The sequence below is a fragment of the Pseudomonas sp. P4_C4 genome (genome assembly GCF_056402055.1).
This window is the reverse complement of sequence record NZ_JBFUID010000015.1, coordinates 77,062-91,021: the sequence shown is the minus strand read 5'-3', so window position 1 is coordinate 91,021 and position 13,960 is coordinate 77,062. Positions and strand designations below refer to the sequence as shown.

The 13,960-nt window shown below is 60.9% G+C and carries 16 protein-coding genes; 7 read left to right on the top strand and 9 right to left on the bottom strand.

All coding sequences use genetic code 11. The annotated features are described in order from the left end of the window. Positions 1-67 precede the first annotated feature (67 nt). Positions 68-973, top strand: coding sequence for a cation diffusion facilitator family transporter (locus AC1DXW_RS10655; protein ID WP_477753476.1), 906 nt, complete (start codon positions 68-70; stop codon positions 971-973). Positions 974-980: 7 nt separating this feature from the next. On the opposite strand, the gene AC1DXW_RS10650 is transcribed toward AC1DXW_RS10655, so the two are convergent. From AC1DXW_RS10650 to AC1DXW_RS10620, 7 genes are all read right to left on the bottom strand, one after another. Continuing rightward, complete coding sequence (locus AC1DXW_RS10650; RefSeq protein WP_477753475.1) at positions 981-2,120, bottom strand: AGE family epimerase/isomerase; 1,140 nt, start codon at positions 2,118-2,120, stop codon at positions 981-983. Between the two features lie 173 nt (positions 2,121-2,293). Then, the gene (locus AC1DXW_RS10645; RefSeq protein ID WP_477753474.1) at positions 2,294-2,866 is read right to left on the bottom strand and encodes a HupE/UreJ family protein; all 573 of its coding nucleotides are present in this window, start codon (positions 2,864-2,866) and stop codon (positions 2,294-2,296) included. Positions 2,867-2,895: 29 nt separating this feature from the next. Beyond that, positions 2,896-3,510 carry an urease accessory protein UreG gene (gene ureG, locus AC1DXW_RS10640; RefSeq protein ID WP_477753473.1) on the bottom strand — a complete coding sequence of 205 codons (615 nt, stop codon included), beginning with the start codon at positions 3,508-3,510 and terminating at the stop codon, positions 2,896-2,898. A 23-nt stretch (positions 3,511-3,533) separates the two neighbouring features. Next, positions 3,534-4,208 carry an urease accessory protein UreF gene (locus AC1DXW_RS10635; RefSeq protein ID WP_477753472.1) on the bottom strand — a complete coding sequence of 225 codons (675 nt, stop codon included), beginning with the start codon at positions 4,206-4,208 and terminating at the stop codon, positions 3,534-3,536. Beyond that, complete coding sequence (ureE, locus tag AC1DXW_RS10630) at positions 4,205-4,705, bottom strand: urease accessory protein UreE (RefSeq protein ID WP_477753471.1); 501 nt, start codon at positions 4,703-4,705, stop codon at positions 4,205-4,207. Before ureE ends, AC1DXW_RS10635 begins: the two co-directional genes overlap by 4 nt. 294 nt (positions 4,706-4,999) lie before the next feature. Beyond that, positions 5,000-5,632, bottom strand: a complete 633-nt coding sequence (locus AC1DXW_RS10625; protein ID WP_046039880.1) for a TetR family transcriptional regulator — start codon at positions 5,630-5,632, stop codon at positions 5,000-5,002. A 170-nt stretch (positions 5,633-5,802) separates the two neighbouring features. Then, entirely contained in the window at positions 5,803-6,231 is a 429-nt protein-coding gene (locus AC1DXW_RS10620) for a hypothetical protein (RefSeq protein WP_477753470.1), read from the bottom strand. A 387-nt stretch (positions 6,232-6,618) separates the two neighbouring features. Here AC1DXW_RS10620 and AC1DXW_RS10615 point away from each other — a divergent pair, with 387 nt between their 5' ends. Further along, positions 6,619-8,694 carry an AsmA family protein gene (locus AC1DXW_RS10615; protein ID WP_477753469.1) on the top strand — a complete coding sequence of 692 codons (2,076 nt, stop codon included), beginning with the start codon at positions 6,619-6,621 and terminating at the stop codon, positions 8,692-8,694. Positions 8,695-8,825: 131 nt separating this feature from the next. On the opposite strand, the gene AC1DXW_RS10610 is transcribed toward AC1DXW_RS10615, so the two are convergent. Next, positions 8,826-9,740 carry a LysR substrate-binding domain-containing protein gene (locus tag AC1DXW_RS10610; protein ID WP_477753468.1) on the bottom strand — a complete coding sequence of 305 codons (915 nt, stop codon included), beginning with the start codon at positions 9,738-9,740 and terminating at the stop codon, positions 8,826-8,828. 110 nt (positions 9,741-9,850) lie between these two features. Here AC1DXW_RS10610 and AC1DXW_RS10605 point away from each other — a divergent pair, with 110 nt between their 5' ends. The 3 genes from AC1DXW_RS10605 to AC1DXW_RS10595 all read left to right on the top strand — a co-directional run bounded on the left by AC1DXW_RS10605 (position 9,851) and on the right by AC1DXW_RS10595 (position 11,782). Continuing rightward, positions 9,851-10,489, top strand: a complete 639-nt coding sequence (locus AC1DXW_RS10605) for an FMN-dependent NADH-azoreductase (protein WP_477759997.1) — start codon at positions 9,851-9,853, stop codon at positions 10,487-10,489. Beyond that, positions 10,490-10,795 carry a DMT family transporter gene (locus AC1DXW_RS10600; protein WP_477753466.1) on the top strand — a complete coding sequence of 102 codons (306 nt, stop codon included), beginning with the start codon at positions 10,490-10,492 and terminating at the stop codon, positions 10,793-10,795. A 96-nt stretch (positions 10,796-10,891) separates the two neighbouring features. Then, positions 10,892-11,782, top strand: a complete 891-nt coding sequence (locus AC1DXW_RS10595; RefSeq protein WP_477759996.1) for an esterase/lipase family protein — start codon at positions 10,892-10,894, stop codon at positions 11,780-11,782. A 15-nt stretch (positions 11,783-11,797) separates the two neighbouring features. Here the strand turns inward: AC1DXW_RS10595 and AC1DXW_RS10590 are convergent, their stop codons facing one another. Beyond that, positions 11,798-12,673, bottom strand: coding sequence for a DMT family transporter (locus AC1DXW_RS10590; RefSeq protein ID WP_477753464.1), 876 nt, complete (start codon positions 12,671-12,673; stop codon positions 11,798-11,800). Between the two features lie 97 nt (positions 12,674-12,770). Between AC1DXW_RS10590 and AC1DXW_RS10585 the strand changes: the two genes are divergently transcribed. Together AC1DXW_RS10585 and AC1DXW_RS10580 are read left to right on the top strand one after the other, a co-directional pair. Beyond that, positions 12,771-13,565, top strand: coding sequence for an AraC family transcriptional regulator (locus tag AC1DXW_RS10585; protein WP_477753463.1), 795 nt, complete (start codon positions 12,771-12,773; stop codon positions 13,563-13,565). A gap of 64 nt (positions 13,566-13,629) precedes the next feature. Beyond that, positions 13,630-13,938 carry a PsiF family protein gene (locus AC1DXW_RS10580; protein ID WP_477759995.1) on the top strand — a complete coding sequence of 103 codons (309 nt, stop codon included), beginning with the start codon at positions 13,630-13,632 and terminating at the stop codon, positions 13,936-13,938. Positions 13,939-13,960 lie beyond the last annotated feature (22 nt).

Here is a 13,960-nt window from a genome sequence, read left to right as displayed (position 1 = left end):
TTCAGCTAGACTCCTCCCTCAAGCAATCCGCCGCACCCGGCGGTCTAGAGGCTTTAAAGGAGATCAAGTGAGTAATCGAGGCGAGCAGTCGCTGCTCAAACAATCGACCTTCCTGATGCTCGCCGTGACATTCGCCGGGATCATCACCGGTTTTGTTTCGGGCGCTCAATCCATCCTGTTCGATGGCTTCTTTTCGTTAATCGCGGCCTTCATCAAGGTCCTGATGCTGATCACCGCCAGGCTGATCGCCAAGGAAAGCAACCAGCGCTTCCAGTTCGGTTACTGGCACCTGGAACCCATGGTACTGGTGATCGAGGGCAGCTTCCTGTTCCTGGTTGCCATTTATGCCTTTCTCAATGGTGTGTTTGGCATCATCAGTGGCGGCCGCGAGGTCGAGCTCGGTCTGGTGATCCTGTACGCGGCGGTGTTTACCGTCGTTGAACTGATTTACTTCTTCTACGTCCGCCATCGCAATCGCACACTCAAGTCATCGCTGATCCAGTTCGACAACATCAGTTGGCTGGTGGATGCGATGCTGTCGGCGGGACTGCTGGTGAGTTTCCTGATCGCTCTGCTGCTCAAGACTCAGGGTTACGACAAGTGGGCGGTGTATGTCGATCCGATGATTCTGATTCTGTTGGCCCTGGGCATGCTTCCTCCGGCGTTCAAAATCCTCGGACCGGCATTGCGCGATGTGTTGGGGATCGTCCCGGATCAACTGGACGACAAAGTGCATCAGGTCATGGAGGTGGCGAAGGTCGAGCATGGTTTCGACGATTACATTTCCTACGTGCAGAAACACGGCAGGGCCTGTTTTATCGAGATTCACATCGTATTGCCGAAGGATTACTGGCTGGACGGTGTGGGGCAACTGGACAGTTTGCGCGAGGAAATTTCCGCGAAACTCGGTAAACCGGATGCCGCGCGATGGCTCACCATCAGCTTTACCGGGGATCGCAAGTGGACTGAGTGATTGGATTTCACCTTGTGACGAGATATTCCGCCAACCCGCGATAACAAGTCGCAAGGTGATAGGGCGTTGTCGATGGCATGTCGCGGCGGCTGACTTCACCGTGCTCGTCACGGCATTCGTACCAGCCGCCGGCATGCAGCGAGCGCTGCTGCAACGCCTGCAACTGGCGCAGTACATCTGCTTCGCTGTGCGGTCGCAGTGTCAACGCGCGCAGGTACTCGGCCTGCGCCCAGATACGCTGCGTGGCGTCCCGGACGCCGTGATCCGCTGCGAAGTCGAGCATCGCCCGCACGGCGCCAGTCTGCTGATCGACGCCCATTTGCTCGGTAAAGGCGAAGGCCCGCTCCAGATCGGCATGCAGCGCCGAATGGCGTAACAGCGCCGAGGATTCCAGCAGGAAATACCACTCGAACTGATGCCCCGGTTCAAACCAGTTATCCACAGACCCCAGCGGCTTTTCCATCAACACGCCGCGCTGCGGATCGATGAAGCGCGCGTGCATGGCTGTGCATAACTCGACGAGCGCCTGTTGCACGTCGAGGTCTTCACGGACTTGCAGTGTGGCGAGGAATGCTTCGGCCAGGTGCATCAGCGGGTTTTGCAAAGGGCCGCTGTCCAGCGATGCCCAGTCGCGGTCGAGCGTGGCTTCGTACAGACCGTCGTCCGTGGCGAAACGCTGCGCAATCACTTCCAGCGAGGCATTGAGCACCGACTCCACCAGCGGCTCGCGGACCTTGTTCCAGTAATGGGCGCAGGCGAACAGGATGAAGGCGTGGGTGTAGAGGTCCTTGCGCTGATCCAGCGGCGCACCTTGCGCATCGACACTGTAGAACCAGCCGCCGTGCTCGGCATCGTGGAAGTGCCGCTGCAACGAGCGGAACAACGCGGCGGCACGCTCTTCGGCGCCCGGCACCTGACCGATCAGGTTGGCAAACAGATACAACTGTCGCGCACAGGCCATGGCCCGGTAGCGTTGCGGTGGCAGCGGTTGGTGTCCGGCATCCAGCGCCTCGTAGGGCAACGCCATGTCGGCGTTCCAGCCCGGGCCTTGCCAGAGCGGCACGATGACGTTCAGGAAGTGCTGTTGCACCGAGGTGAACAGGGCGGTCAATTCAGGCTGGGAGGCAGAGCGGGAAACAGGCGGCATTGGCTGGCGTCGTCACGGCAGGGGCGATTGCGCGACATGTTAGCAGGCCTGAGAGGGGTGGTGTCTGTCAGGCCGCCATCGCGAGCAAGCTCGCTCCCACAATGGAACTGTGTGCACAGGACCAATGTGGGAGCGAGCCTGCTCGCGATGGGGCCATCACAGGCATCAAAAAATCAGCCCGCCAGCAACCACACCCCGGTCGCCGCCGACGCCGCACCCGCCAGTCGCACCAATGGCGTCGCCGCCTGCGGCAACACCCGCACCAGCGCATAACCCGCCGCATGCAACACCGCTGTCGCCACCATAAACCCAGCGGCATAGGTCCATGGACTCGACATGTCCGGCAGTTCCAGCCCATGCGCAACACCATGAAACAATGCAAACAACGCCGTCGCACCCACCGCCATCACCAACGGTGGACGCACTGCCAAGGCAACCGCCAGCCCCAAAGCCAACACGGAAGCGGCAATCCCGCTCTCCAGTGCCGGCAGGTTCAATCCTTCAAAACCCAACAGCCCGCCAATCAGCAGAGTGCCGACAAAGGTGCACGGCAGCGCCCAGCGTGCGGCGCCTTGTTGCTGCGCGGCCCAAAGACCGACCGCCAGCATCGCCAGCAAGTGATCGAGGCCGCCAAGCGGATGGCTGATACCGGCGATCAAGCCGTTGTCGCCATGTCCCGGATGGGCGAAGGCGAGGGCTGGGGTCAGCAGCAGGGCCAGGGCGCCGAGAATGCGTTTGAGTGTCATGGATAAGCTTCCTTGTTGATAAGTGGTGATCAGGCCGCGGTCAGCAAACCCTGGCGTTCGATGAAGGTGATGATCTCTTCGAGACCCAGGCCGGTTTTCTGATTGCTGAACACGAACGGCTTGCCGTTGCGCATGCGCTGGGTGTCGCTGTTCATCATCTCCAGCGAGGCACCGACCAGCGGCGCGAGGTCGATCTTGTTGATCACCAGCAGGTCGGATTTGCAGATCCCCGGTCCACCCTTGCGTGGCAGCTTGTCGCCGGCCGAGACGTCGATCACGTAGATCGTCAGGTCCGACAGTTCCGGGCTGAAGGTGGCGGAGAGGTTGTCGCCACCGGACTCCACCAGGATCAGATCCAGCCCCGGAAAACGGCGATTGAGTTGATCCACGGCTTCGAGGTTGATCGAGGCGTCTTCGCGGATGGCCGTGTGCGGGCAACCACCGGTTTCCACGCCGATGATGCGTTCCGGCGCCAGGGCTTCATTGCGCACCAGAAAGTCGGCGTCTTCGCGGGTGTAGATGTCGTTGGTCACCACGGCCAGGTTGTAGCGCTCGCGCAGGGCCAGGCACAGGGCCAGGGTCAGGGCGGTTTTGCCGGAGCCGACCGGGCCGCCGATGCCGACGCGCAGGGGTTGTGTGTTCATGTGATTCTCCAAAATTAGGGGCCCTAGGAGCGGAACAGACGGCTGTACTGGCGCTCGTGGGCCATACACGCCAGGGACAGGCCGAAAGCGGCGCTGCCGTAGTGATCGGGGTGGATGTGGCTGGCGTCCTGCTGGGCCTGCTGCAACAGCGGCAACAGTTCGCTGGTCAGGCGCTGGGCCGCTTGCTGACCCAATGGCAAGGTCTTCATCAGCACCGCCAATTGGTTTTCCAGCCAGCTCCAGAGCCACGCGGCCAGGGCGTCCTGCGGGCTGATCTGCCAGGCGCGCGCGGCCAAGGCCCAACCCAGAGCCAGATGTGGCTCGCTGCGTTGTTCGAGGAAGGCACGGGCCGGCGCGTCGAGTTCCGGCAAGCCATTGAGCAATTGCTGCAAGGAGTAGCCCATCTGCCGGCTCTCCTGATGCAGCTCGCGGGTTTCGCGACTGGCGCGATGCGCTTCGCAGCTCTGCAGCAATTCGTCCCAGTTTTCCTTGCTGGCGGCCACGCAATGGGCGAGTAACAGCGGCGCTTCGAAGCGTGCCAGATTCAAAAGCAACTGATCGCTGATCCAGCGTCGCGCACTGTCGGGGTCGTGAACCCGGCCGTTATCCACAGCCATTTCCAGCCCTTGGGAGTAGCTGTAGCCGCCAATCGGCAGTTGCGGGCTGGCCAGACGCAACAGCGCCCAAGCCGGGTTCATGGGCGTACGCCGAACTGGTGCAGTTTCGGCGCGTAGTTGAAGTCTTCATCGCCGTGGCGCGAGTGGTGATGGCCACCKCCGTAGGCGCCATGTTCCGGCTGGAATGGCGCCTCGATATTCACGGCAACGGCACCGAGTTGTTCGAGCATGGCCTTGAGCACGTAATCGTCGAGCAGGCGCAACCAGCCGTCGTCGACTTGCAGGGCGACATGGCGATTGCCCAGGTGATAGGCCGCGCGGGTCAGTTCAAAGGTATTGGCGCAGGTGACGTGGAGCAATTGTTCGGGGCGGGCGCAGACACGCACGATTCGCCCGTCTTCGGCTTGCAGGCATTCGCCGTCATGCAACGGCGGCTGGCCGCGCTCCAAAAACAATCCGACGTCTTCGCCCTCGGCACTGAAACAGCGCAAACGGCTTTTGCTGCGGGCTTCGAACGTCAGGTGCAGTTCGGCGGCCCAAACGGGTTGAGGGTCGATTCTGCGATGAATCACCAGCATCGGAAGGCTTCCAGCAATGGACAATGCTCAGGCTAGAGCAAGGGGCTTGCCAATCGACATGATGCGTAGGAAATGGCTGAAGGGGACGTGGGACTGGTATCGATGGAGTGAGTTTTTTGGTTGAAGTTGGTGCGTTGTTTTTGATTTGCGCACCAAGTTGAAGCGACGCGAGTCAGTGTGGGAGCGAGCTTGCTCGCGATGGTGGCGTATCTGTCACATCGATTCTGTATGTGCCGACGCTATCGCGAGCAAGCTCGCTCCCACAGGGTTTTGATCCAGACTGAAGGTTAAGGGTTACTCAGTACTTCCAAGCCCTTGCCAATGCTTGAGGCCGATAAAGATAAACCGCAGTTGCTGGGTGATTTTCGCCTGGGGCGTCAGGTGCTCGGGCAAGGCTTCGGCTGGCGGATCGATGATGTCCGGCAGGGTGGCGAACACGCTTTTGACGATCAGATCCGCCATGACACTCAGGTCGGCGATGTCCAGATGCTGCAGCTTCGGCATCAGTGACAAGTCCGCCGCGAGGTCCGAACTGATGTCTTCACGCAAACGGCCGATGGCCTGGCGCACCGGCAGCGAACCGCCGTATTGCTCACGGGCGAGAAACAGGAACTGCGAACGGTTGGCGCTGACCACGTCGAGAAAGATCCGCACCGAGGCATCGATGATGCCGCCCATCACGAATTCGTTGTGTCGTACCAGGCGAATGGTTTCGCGGAATGTCTGGCCGACTTCGCTGACCAGCACCAGGCCCAGTTCATCCATATCGGCAAAATGGCGGTAGAAACCGGTCGGTACGATGCCAGCGGTTTTCGCGACTTCGCGCAGGCTCAGGCTGCCGAATCCTCGGCCGCCATCCATCAGGCGCCGGGCAGCGTCCATCAGGGCGTTACGGGTTTGTTGTTTCTGTTCGGCGCGGGGCAGCATCGCAGGGGTGTTTTCTGGACAGGGACGCGCGCACTCTAGCAAATCGGCTTTGCCGGCGTCGAACGACTGTGGGGGATCAAGCAGGGAAGTGCCGCATTTATCAAGCGGATCGCTGAAAAGTCAAAAGCCCAATCCGGGGATTGGGCTTTTTTTCAGGGCGGCCATGAGGCTTAGCTCAGATCGCTGTTGCGTTCGATCACACGGTCACCACCGCCTTCAGCGAGGGTTTGACCTTGTGGAGTACGATCAGAACCGTCGGCAGCCAGGGTCTGGCCTTGTGGGGTGCGGTCCGAACCGTCAGCAGCGAGGGTCTGACCTTGTGGGGTGCGGTCCGAACCATCGGCAGCCAGGGTTTGACCTTGTGGGGTACGGTCCGAGCCATCCTGAGTGATCAGGCCTTTTTCTTTCAGGCGATCATTACCGCCTTCGGCAAGGGTCTGGCCTTGTGGAGTACGGTCGGAACCATCAGCGGCGACGGTCTGGCTGAACACCGAGTGGTTTTGTTTCACTTGTGGCGTGGCCTGGTCAGCGGCTGGCAGGGCAAAAGCAGTGCTGGCCAGCATCGAGAGGGTAAGGCTAAGCAGTAATTGGCGTTTCATGATTGTTTTGCTCCTTGGGAGGGCGAATAAGTGGGTACGAAAGCAATGCTACTCTCGATAAGTCGATATGAAAGTTCATAAACGCAATGGTAATAATCAACGGAATTGATTGTTTGCTGCTGAGGCTCTAGAACGGGCGCTTCCCACGGATGGTTTTGCACCGGAGTGGGTATTTTCGACCCATCTCTGGCCTGCAAAAGTGCGGAGGTGGTAACGCTGAATGACTGATTGGTCAGTATTGGACTTGGCGAATTCGGCGAATTCGGTCTATCGATTAAACCTGCCGGGTTTTTATCAGTCGTAGAATTCATGGCGGGTCGCTTGCGGCTCACCGTTTCACATGTGCGTCGCAGTCGGGGCGCTCAGTCGTATCAGGAGCCCTGTGCAATGACGCGCACTCAAAAGACGATTGTCTGGACCCTTTCCACCTTCCTTGCCTTGTTGATGGTGCTGGTGCTGATCATCGTGTTCTTCGACTGGAACCGGATCAAACCGCCGCTCAACGCCAAAATTTCCGAAGAGCTGCATCGCGCTTTCGCCATCAACGGCAATCTGTCGGTGGTCTGGCGGCCCGAACCCGATGAAAGCGGCTGGCGCGCCTGGGTGCCGTGGCCCCATGTAGTAGCCGAGGACCTCAGCCTGGGCAACCCGGACTGGTCGAAGCAACCGCAGATGGTCACCCTCAAGCGGGTAGAACTGCGTATTTCACCCCTGGCGTTGCTGGCGCAGCGGGTGGTGATCCCGCGCATCGATCTCACCGAGCCGAATGCCGAGCTGCAACGCCTGGCTGACGGGCGCGCCAACTGGACTTTCAAATTCGACCCAAAAGACCCCAACGCCGAGCCTTCAAGCTGGGTGGTGGATGTCGGCGCGATCGGCTTCGACAAGAGCCACGTTACCCTCGACGACCAGAGCCTGAAGACTCAACTCGACGTGCTGATCGATCCATTGGGCAAACCGGTTCCGTTCAGCGATATCGTTGGCGACAAAGCGGCGAAAGCCGCGCAGGAAAAAGGCTCGTCACCCCAGGATTATGCGTTCGCCCTCAAGGTCAACGGCCAGTACCACGGCCAGAAACTCGCGGGCCAGGGCAAGATTGGCGGGCTGTTGGCGCTGCAGGACGCGGCGCAGCCGTTTCCGCTTCAGGCACAGGTGAAGATCGCCGACTCAAGCGTCGAATTGGCCGGGACCCTGACCGACCCACTCAATCTCGGCGCCCTGGACCTGCGCCTGAAACTGGCCGGCACCAGCCTGGGCAACCTCTACCCGCTGACCGGCGTGACCCTGCCGGACACGCCACCCTATGCCACCGACGGCCACCTGGTCGCCAAGTTGCACGAGGCGGGTGGCGCGGTGTTCCGCTACGAAGAATTCAACGGCAAGATCGGCGAAAGCGACATCCATGGCAATCTGACTTATGTGGCCAGCCAGCCACGGCCAAAACTCAGCGGCTCGCTGTTGTCCAATCAATTGCTGTTCGCCGATCTGGCGCCGCTGATTGGTGCCGACTCCAACGCCAAACAGAAGGAGCGAGGCGGCGACAGCAAACAACCGGCGGACAAAGTGCTGCCGGTCGAAGAGTTCAAGACCGATCGCTGGCGCGATATGGACGCCGATGTCGAGTTCACCGGCAAGCGCATCGTACACAGCGAAAAATTGCCGTTCAACGACCTCTATACCCATCTGGTACTCACCGATGGCGTGCTTAGCTTCGAGCCGCTGCGCTTCGGCGTGGCCGACGGCAAGCTGGATGCGCAGATTCGCCTGAACGGCCACACCGATCCACTGGAAGGCCAGGCCAGGCTCACGGCGCGGGGCTTCAAACTCAAGCAGTTGTTCCCCGGCTTTGAACCGATGAAAACCAGTTTTGGCGAACTCAACGGCGATGCTGATATCAGCGGACGCGGCAATTCGGTGGCCAAGCTGCTGGGCAGTGCCAATGGCAGCCTGAAAATGCTCATCAACGATGGCGCCATCAGTCGCGAATTGATGGAGCTGGCGGGCCTGAATGTCGGCAACTATGTGGTCGGCAAGATCTTTGGCGACAAGGAAGTGAAGATCAACTGCGCAGCCGCCGACTTCGGCATCCAGTCCGGCTTGGCGAGTACCCGCTTGTTTGTATTCGACACCGAGAACGCCATCGTCTACATCGACGGCACCGCGAACATGGCGACTGAACAGCTGGACCTGACCATCACCCCGGAATCCAAGGGTTGGCGCCTGATATCATTGCGTTCGCCGCTGTATGTGCGCGGCAAGTTCATCAAGCCCGATGCCGGGGTCAAGGCCGTGCCGTTGATGCTGCGCGGAGCCGGGATGGTGGCGCTGGGCGTGATCGCTGCACCGGCGGCAGGGTTGCTGGCGCTGGTGGCGCCGAGCGCAGGTGAGCCGAACCAGTGTGCGCCGTTGCTGGAGCGGATGAAGGCGGGCAAGGTGCCTGTCACCGTCAAGCCGCCCAGATAATCGGGCGCCCGTGACAGAGCCATCGTCGGAGCGCCGCCCGGAGCAAGCTCGCTCCCACATTGGTCCTGCGTTTACAGATCATTGTGGGAGCGAGCTTGCTCGCGATGGCGGTCTGGTAGTCGCAGCAATTCTCACGTCAGAGCATGTCCCGACGCCAATGCCTCTTCGCGCAGCCATGCAAAAAACGCCCGAACCGGTGGGTGCCGTTCGCGTCCCGGCACGCACAGGGCACTGTAGCCGGCGCCATCGACCTGGATTTCCCCCCGGTACGGCAACAACAGACCACTGGCCACGCTTTCCGACACCAGAATATTGCTTGCCAATACCAGACCTTGCCCGGCAATCGCCGCTTGCAGGGCGTAATGCTCTTCGTCGTATTCGCGCACCGCTGGCCGGCCGCTCAGCCAGGTTTCGCCGGAGCAAGCGCACCAGGCCTCCCAGCCGTGGACATAGAGTTTGGAGTTGTGCCAGCGCACGCTGATCAACGTCGGGGCGCGACTCGACGCCAGGACCACTTGTTCGGGCGAACCGTAGACGCCGAAGGATTCGTCGAACAGGCACTGGCCGTACAGATTGGGGTAATCGTCGAGGCTGTAGCGCAGCACCAGATCGACACTGGCGTCCTGATGCAGATCGAGGACTTCGCAGTGGGTATCGAGGCGCACGTTGATGTTCGGGTGCCGAGCGTAGAAACGTCCCAGGCGCGGTACCAGCCACAGCGCGGCGAAGGCAGCGGTGGTGGAGACCGTGAGGTTGGCGCCGCTGCGTTGCGGGCGCAGGGTATCGACACTTTGAGCCACTTCCAGAAACGCCCCGTGCAGGCTGTGGAACAACCTTTCGCCACATTCGGTCAGGCGTACCTGGCGCGGCAGGCGCTCGAACAACGGCACGCCGAGCCAGCTCTCCAGGGAGCGGATCTGGTGGGACACCGCCGTCGGGGTAACGGACAGTTCTTCGGCGGCGGCCTTGAAGCTCAACAGGCGTGAGGCGGACTCAAAGGCCCGCAGGGCGGTCAACGGCAACGAGGCAAACATTGAACACTCCATGGATGAAATGGATTCATCCAGACTGATTTCTACTCATTTGAATGAGAGCAGCTGTGAGCTTCAAGCTGCAAGCCACAAGTGGTTTTAGTTTAGTCCTTGAGGAGATTCAGATGAGTAGAATTCTTGCTGTTCACGCCAGCCCCCGTGGTGATCGCTCGCACTCCCGCCGTTTGGCCGAAGTGTTTCTGTCGGCCTGGCAGGCCCGTCATCCCCACTCACAGTTGACCCGACGCGAAGTCGGGCGGGCGTTGATACCGCCGGTCAACGAGGCGTTCGTAGCCGCCGCGTTTTACCCCGAGCCCGACGCTCGGCCACTGTCGATGCAGGCCGACCTGGCGCTCAGCGACGAGTTGGTCGGCGAACTGCTCGGCCACGATGTGTTGCTGATTTCCACGCCGATGCACAACTTCAGCGTACCGAGTGGCCTCAAGGCCTGGATCGATCAGGTCGTGCGCATCGGGGTGACCTTCGATCACACCCTGGACAATGGCGTGGCCCAGTACCAACCGTTGGTGCAGGGCAAAAAAGCCCTGATCATCACCAGTCGTGGTGGCTTCGGTTTTGGCCCGGGAGGCGAGCTGGAAACCATGAACCATGCCGACAAGCTGCTGCGCACGGTGCTCGGATTCATCGGCATCACGGACGTCACCGTGGTGGCTGTCGAGGGCGAAGAGTCCGCCGAGCGCAGCTTTGAGATCTCTGCCGCCGAGGCTGAGCAGCGCTTGTTGGCGCTGGCCGGGGAGTTCTAGATGGCCTGGCTGTTTCTGCTGGTCGCCGCCGGGTTCGAAGTCACCTTCGCCATGGGCATGAAGTACGCCGAGGGCTTCACCCGGCTCTGGCCTTCGCTGATCACCGTGGTGGCCGCTGTGGGCGGGATCTACTTCCTGACCCTGGCCATGCGCGAGTTGCCGGTGAGCATCGCGTACCCGATCTGGACCGCGATCGGTTCGCTGGGCACGGTGTTTCTCGGTTTCGCGCTGCTGGGTGAAAGCCTGACCGTGATCAAGCTGGTCTCGATCGGGCTGATCGTGGCGGGCGTGGCGGGGTTGAAGTAGGGCGGATGACATAGACTTGTCATCTTCGCTGGCGATGCTTGGCGGATGTCTTGCATCCCGCCTTGCGTCACCACCCGACCACCAGGATGTCCGCCCATGTCGCAAGGTTCTGCCCCGCGCTACCCGTTGGTGTTGGTCCCGGGAATGCTCGGGTTCATCCGCCTGGTGCTTTATCCCTACTGGTACGGGATCGTCGAGGCGTTGCGCCGTGGTGGTGCCGTGGTGTTCGCGGTGCAGGTCTCGCCGCTGAACTCGAACGAAGTGCGCGGCGAGCAACTGCTGGTACGTATCGACGAAATTCTGCGGGAGACCGGGGCCGACAAGGTCAACCTGATCGGCCATAGCCAGGGCTCGCTGACCGCCCGTTATGCCGCCGCCAAGCGTCCTGACCTGGTGGCATCGGTGACCTCGGTGGCGGGGCCGAACCACGGCTCGGAGCTCGCCGATTATCTGCACAGGCATTATCCCCATGACAGCGTCCGTGGTCGTTTGCTGTGCTTTTTTCTGCGGATGGTTGGCGCGTTGATGGCTTTGCTGGATACCGGTTACCGCGGGCCGAAGCTGCCGGTGGATATCCCTGCATCCCATCACTCCCTCACTACCGCTGGCGTGGCGCTGTTCAACCAGTGTTATCCACAGGGCTTGCCTGAAACCTGGGGCGGTCACGGTGCCGAAGAGGTCAACGGCGTGCGCTATTACTCCTGGTCCGGCACCTTGCAACCGGGGATTACCGATCGCGGGCGCAATCTGCTGGACGGCACCAACCGCAGTTGCCGGCTGTTCGCTAAAACCTTCGTCCGCGAAGCCGGGCATTGCGACGGCATGGTCGGTCGCTACAGCTCGCACCTGGGGACGGTGATTGGCGATGAGTATCCGCTGGATCACTTCGATATCGTCAACCAGTCGCTGGGGCTGGTGGGCAAGGGGGCCGAACCGATCCGGTTGTTTGTCGAGCATGCGGCGCGGCTGAGCGCGGTAGGGCTTTAGACCGCCACAAAAAAACTAGGTGCGCCCCAACACCGTCGTCCAGCGCTCGGAAACAATCACCCCACCCAAGGTCAGCACCCCGCCCACCAGGTGATACATCGCCAGCTGTTCATGCAGCACCACCGCCGCAATCAATGCGGTAATCAACGGCAGCAAATTGAAAAACTGCGTGGTCCGGCTCGGCCCCAAACGTACCACGGCCTGCATCCACGCCAGCGGCGCGACCATCGAAGCCAGCAGGCAGGCGTACAGCACCAGCGGAATGTTCTGCAGGGTCGGGCCGACTTTCGGTGAGACGAGGAACAGCGGAAACAGCACCAACACGGCTACCAGCACCTGCAGATACAGGAGCACCAGCGGCGGCAGTTTCAGCTGCCATTTTTTCAACAGGGTGCTGTAGACCGCGTAGGCCAGGGTGGCGATCAACATCATCGCGTCACCCAGGTTGACCCCGTGTTCGAGCAATGCGCCAAGGCTGCCGGACGACACCACCACCAGGACACCGGCGAACGACAGCACCGCACCGGCCAAGGCACCCATGGTCAGGCGCTGGCCGAGGCTGATGATCGCCATGGCGAGCGACATCAGCGGCATCAGCGACAGGATGATGCCCATGTTGGTGGCCGAGGTCAGGCTCGCGGCGAAGTACGCCAGGCTTTGATAGACCGCCATGCCGAGAACACCGAGGACAAAAATCTTGCCCAGTTTCGGGCGGATCAGCGGCCAATGGGCGAGCACCGGTTTGAGCATGAAGGGCGTGAACAGCAACCCGGCCAGCAGCCAGCGGTAGAAACCGATCTCGGCGGGGAAGATCGCCCCGGCCGACATTTTGGTGATCACGGTGTTGCCGGCCCAGATAAAAATGGCCAGCAGGGGGTAAGCGTATTGCATCGGGAAAAACCAGAACGTTAATGAGGGGCAATTATCCGCTTGTCTGGATGCAAGTCTATACTTCAATCCAGACAACCCGCCCTTGATGACGGACAGCATGAGCAGTAAACACATCGACCTGCTGGATTTCAGCGAACTGCCGTCGGCGGTGTACTTCCGCTACGCCGATTTCGACGCCCACGAATACGCCGCGCCCCATCGACATCCCTGGGGGACGCTGGAATACGCAGCCCACGGCGTGCTGCACATGGACGTCGAGGGCAGCCGCTTCATGTCACCGCCGCAATACGCGGTGTGGGTGCCGCCGCAGATCCAGCACAGTTTTTACAGTCACCAACCGGTCAACTACCGCGCGGTGTGCCTGGCCCCCAAGGTGTGCGCCGATCTGCCGCCGCGAGCCTGCACCCTGGCCATCAGCGACATCCTCAAGGCGATCCTCAAGGACTTCGCCGCCCGTGACGTGAAAATCCCCGAGCAGGCCGCCGACCAGCGTCTGGCCCAGGTATTGGTGGATCAACTGCAACAGGCCCCGGTGCACGAGTGCTACCTGCCCTATGCCAGCAGCCCCGGGTTACTCGGGATCCTGGAAGCGTTGCAGGCCGAGCCGGGAGATAACCGCCCCCTGTGGGAATGGGCCGCACGCATCCATGTCAGCGAGCGCACCCTGGCGCGGCAGTTCGTGCGGGAACTGGGCATGAGTTTCGGTGAGTGGCGCCAGCGCCTGCGTTTTCTGGCGGCGATCGAAGCGCTGGATAGCCCGCGAAGTGTTCAAGAAATCGCCTTCGACATGGGCTACAGCACCGGCTCGGCGTTTATCGCGATGTTCCAGCGCCAGGCCGGGTGTACGCCAGAACAGTATCGCCGCAGCCATCTGGAGAACAGGAAGGTGTAACAGGGGTTGTCTACACTACAGAACAAAGCCGCGCTCCTCGGCGCGGCGACAGGGAGAAAACTCTATGAAGATGTTGCATGTCCCGTTGTTGATGATCGGTTTGCTGCTCTGTTCCCAGGGCTTCGCCGCCACAGCCCAACAGGAAAAGATGACTACCTGCAACGCCGACGCCACGGCCAAAAGCCTCAAGGGCGACGAGCGCAAAGCCTTCATGAGCACCTGCCTGAAGGCGACTCCGGCGGCAAACGATGCCGGCAAGGCCTTGACCCCGCAGCAAGAGAAAATGAAGACCTGCAACGCCGACGCCGCCACCAAAGCCCTCAAGGGTGATGAGCGCAAGGCGTTCATGAGTGACTGTCTGAAGAAGAAATAAGATCGGCTCAAAGACAGTGGTG

Excerpts from the sequence above, each read along its gene's own strand:
- AC1DXW_RS10650 (WP_477753475.1), bottom strand. The coding sequence starts at position 2,120 with ATGCCGCCTGTTTCCCGCTCTGCCTCCCAGCCTGAATTGACCGCCCTG.
- AC1DXW_RS10645 (WP_477753474.1), bottom strand. The coding sequence starts at position 2,866 with ATGACACTCAAACGCATTCTCGGCGCCCTGGCCCTGCTGCTGACCCCA.
- ureG (WP_477753473.1), bottom strand. The coding sequence starts at position 3,510 with ATGAACACACAACCCCTGCGCGTCGGCATCGGCGGCCCGGTCGGCTCC.
- AC1DXW_RS10635 (WP_477753472.1), bottom strand. The coding sequence starts at position 4,208 with ATGAACCCGGCTTGGGCGCTGTTGCGTCTGGCCAGCCCGCAACTGCCG.
- AC1DXW_RS10625 (WP_046039880.1), bottom strand. The coding sequence starts at position 5,632 with ATGCTGCCCCGCGCCGAACAGAAACAACAAACCCGTAACGCCCTGATG.
- AC1DXW_RS10620 (WP_477753470.1), bottom strand. The coding sequence starts at position 6,231 with ATGAAACGCCAATTACTGCTTAGCCTTACCCTCTCGATGCTGGCCAGC.
- AC1DXW_RS10615 (WP_477753469.1), top strand. The coding sequence starts at position 6,619 with ATGACGCGCACTCAAAAGACGATTGTCTGGACCCTTTCCACCTTCCTT.
- AC1DXW_RS10610 (WP_477753468.1), bottom strand. The coding sequence starts at position 9,740 with ATGGAGTGTTCAATGTTTGCCTCGTTGCCGTTGACCGCCCTGCGGGCC.
- AC1DXW_RS10605 (WP_477759997.1), top strand. The coding sequence starts at position 9,851 with ATGAGTAGAATTCTTGCTGTTCACGCCAGCCCCCGTGGTGATCGCTCG.
- AC1DXW_RS10600 (WP_477753466.1), top strand. The coding sequence starts at position 10,490 with ATGGCCTGGCTGTTTCTGCTGGTCGCCGCCGGGTTCGAAGTCACCTTC.
- AC1DXW_RS10595 (WP_477759996.1), top strand. The coding sequence starts at position 10,892 with ATGTCGCAAGGTTCTGCCCCGCGCTACCCGTTGGTGTTGGTCCCGGGA.
- AC1DXW_RS10590 (WP_477753464.1), bottom strand. The coding sequence starts at position 12,673 with ATGCAATACGCTTACCCCCTGCTGGCCATTTTTATCTGGGCCGGCAAC.
- AC1DXW_RS10585 (WP_477753463.1), top strand. The coding sequence starts at position 12,771 with ATGAGCAGTAAACACATCGACCTGCTGGATTTCAGCGAACTGCCGTCG.
- AC1DXW_RS10580 (WP_477759995.1), top strand. The coding sequence starts at position 13,630 with ATGAAGATGTTGCATGTCCCGTTGTTGATGATCGGTTTGCTGCTCTGT.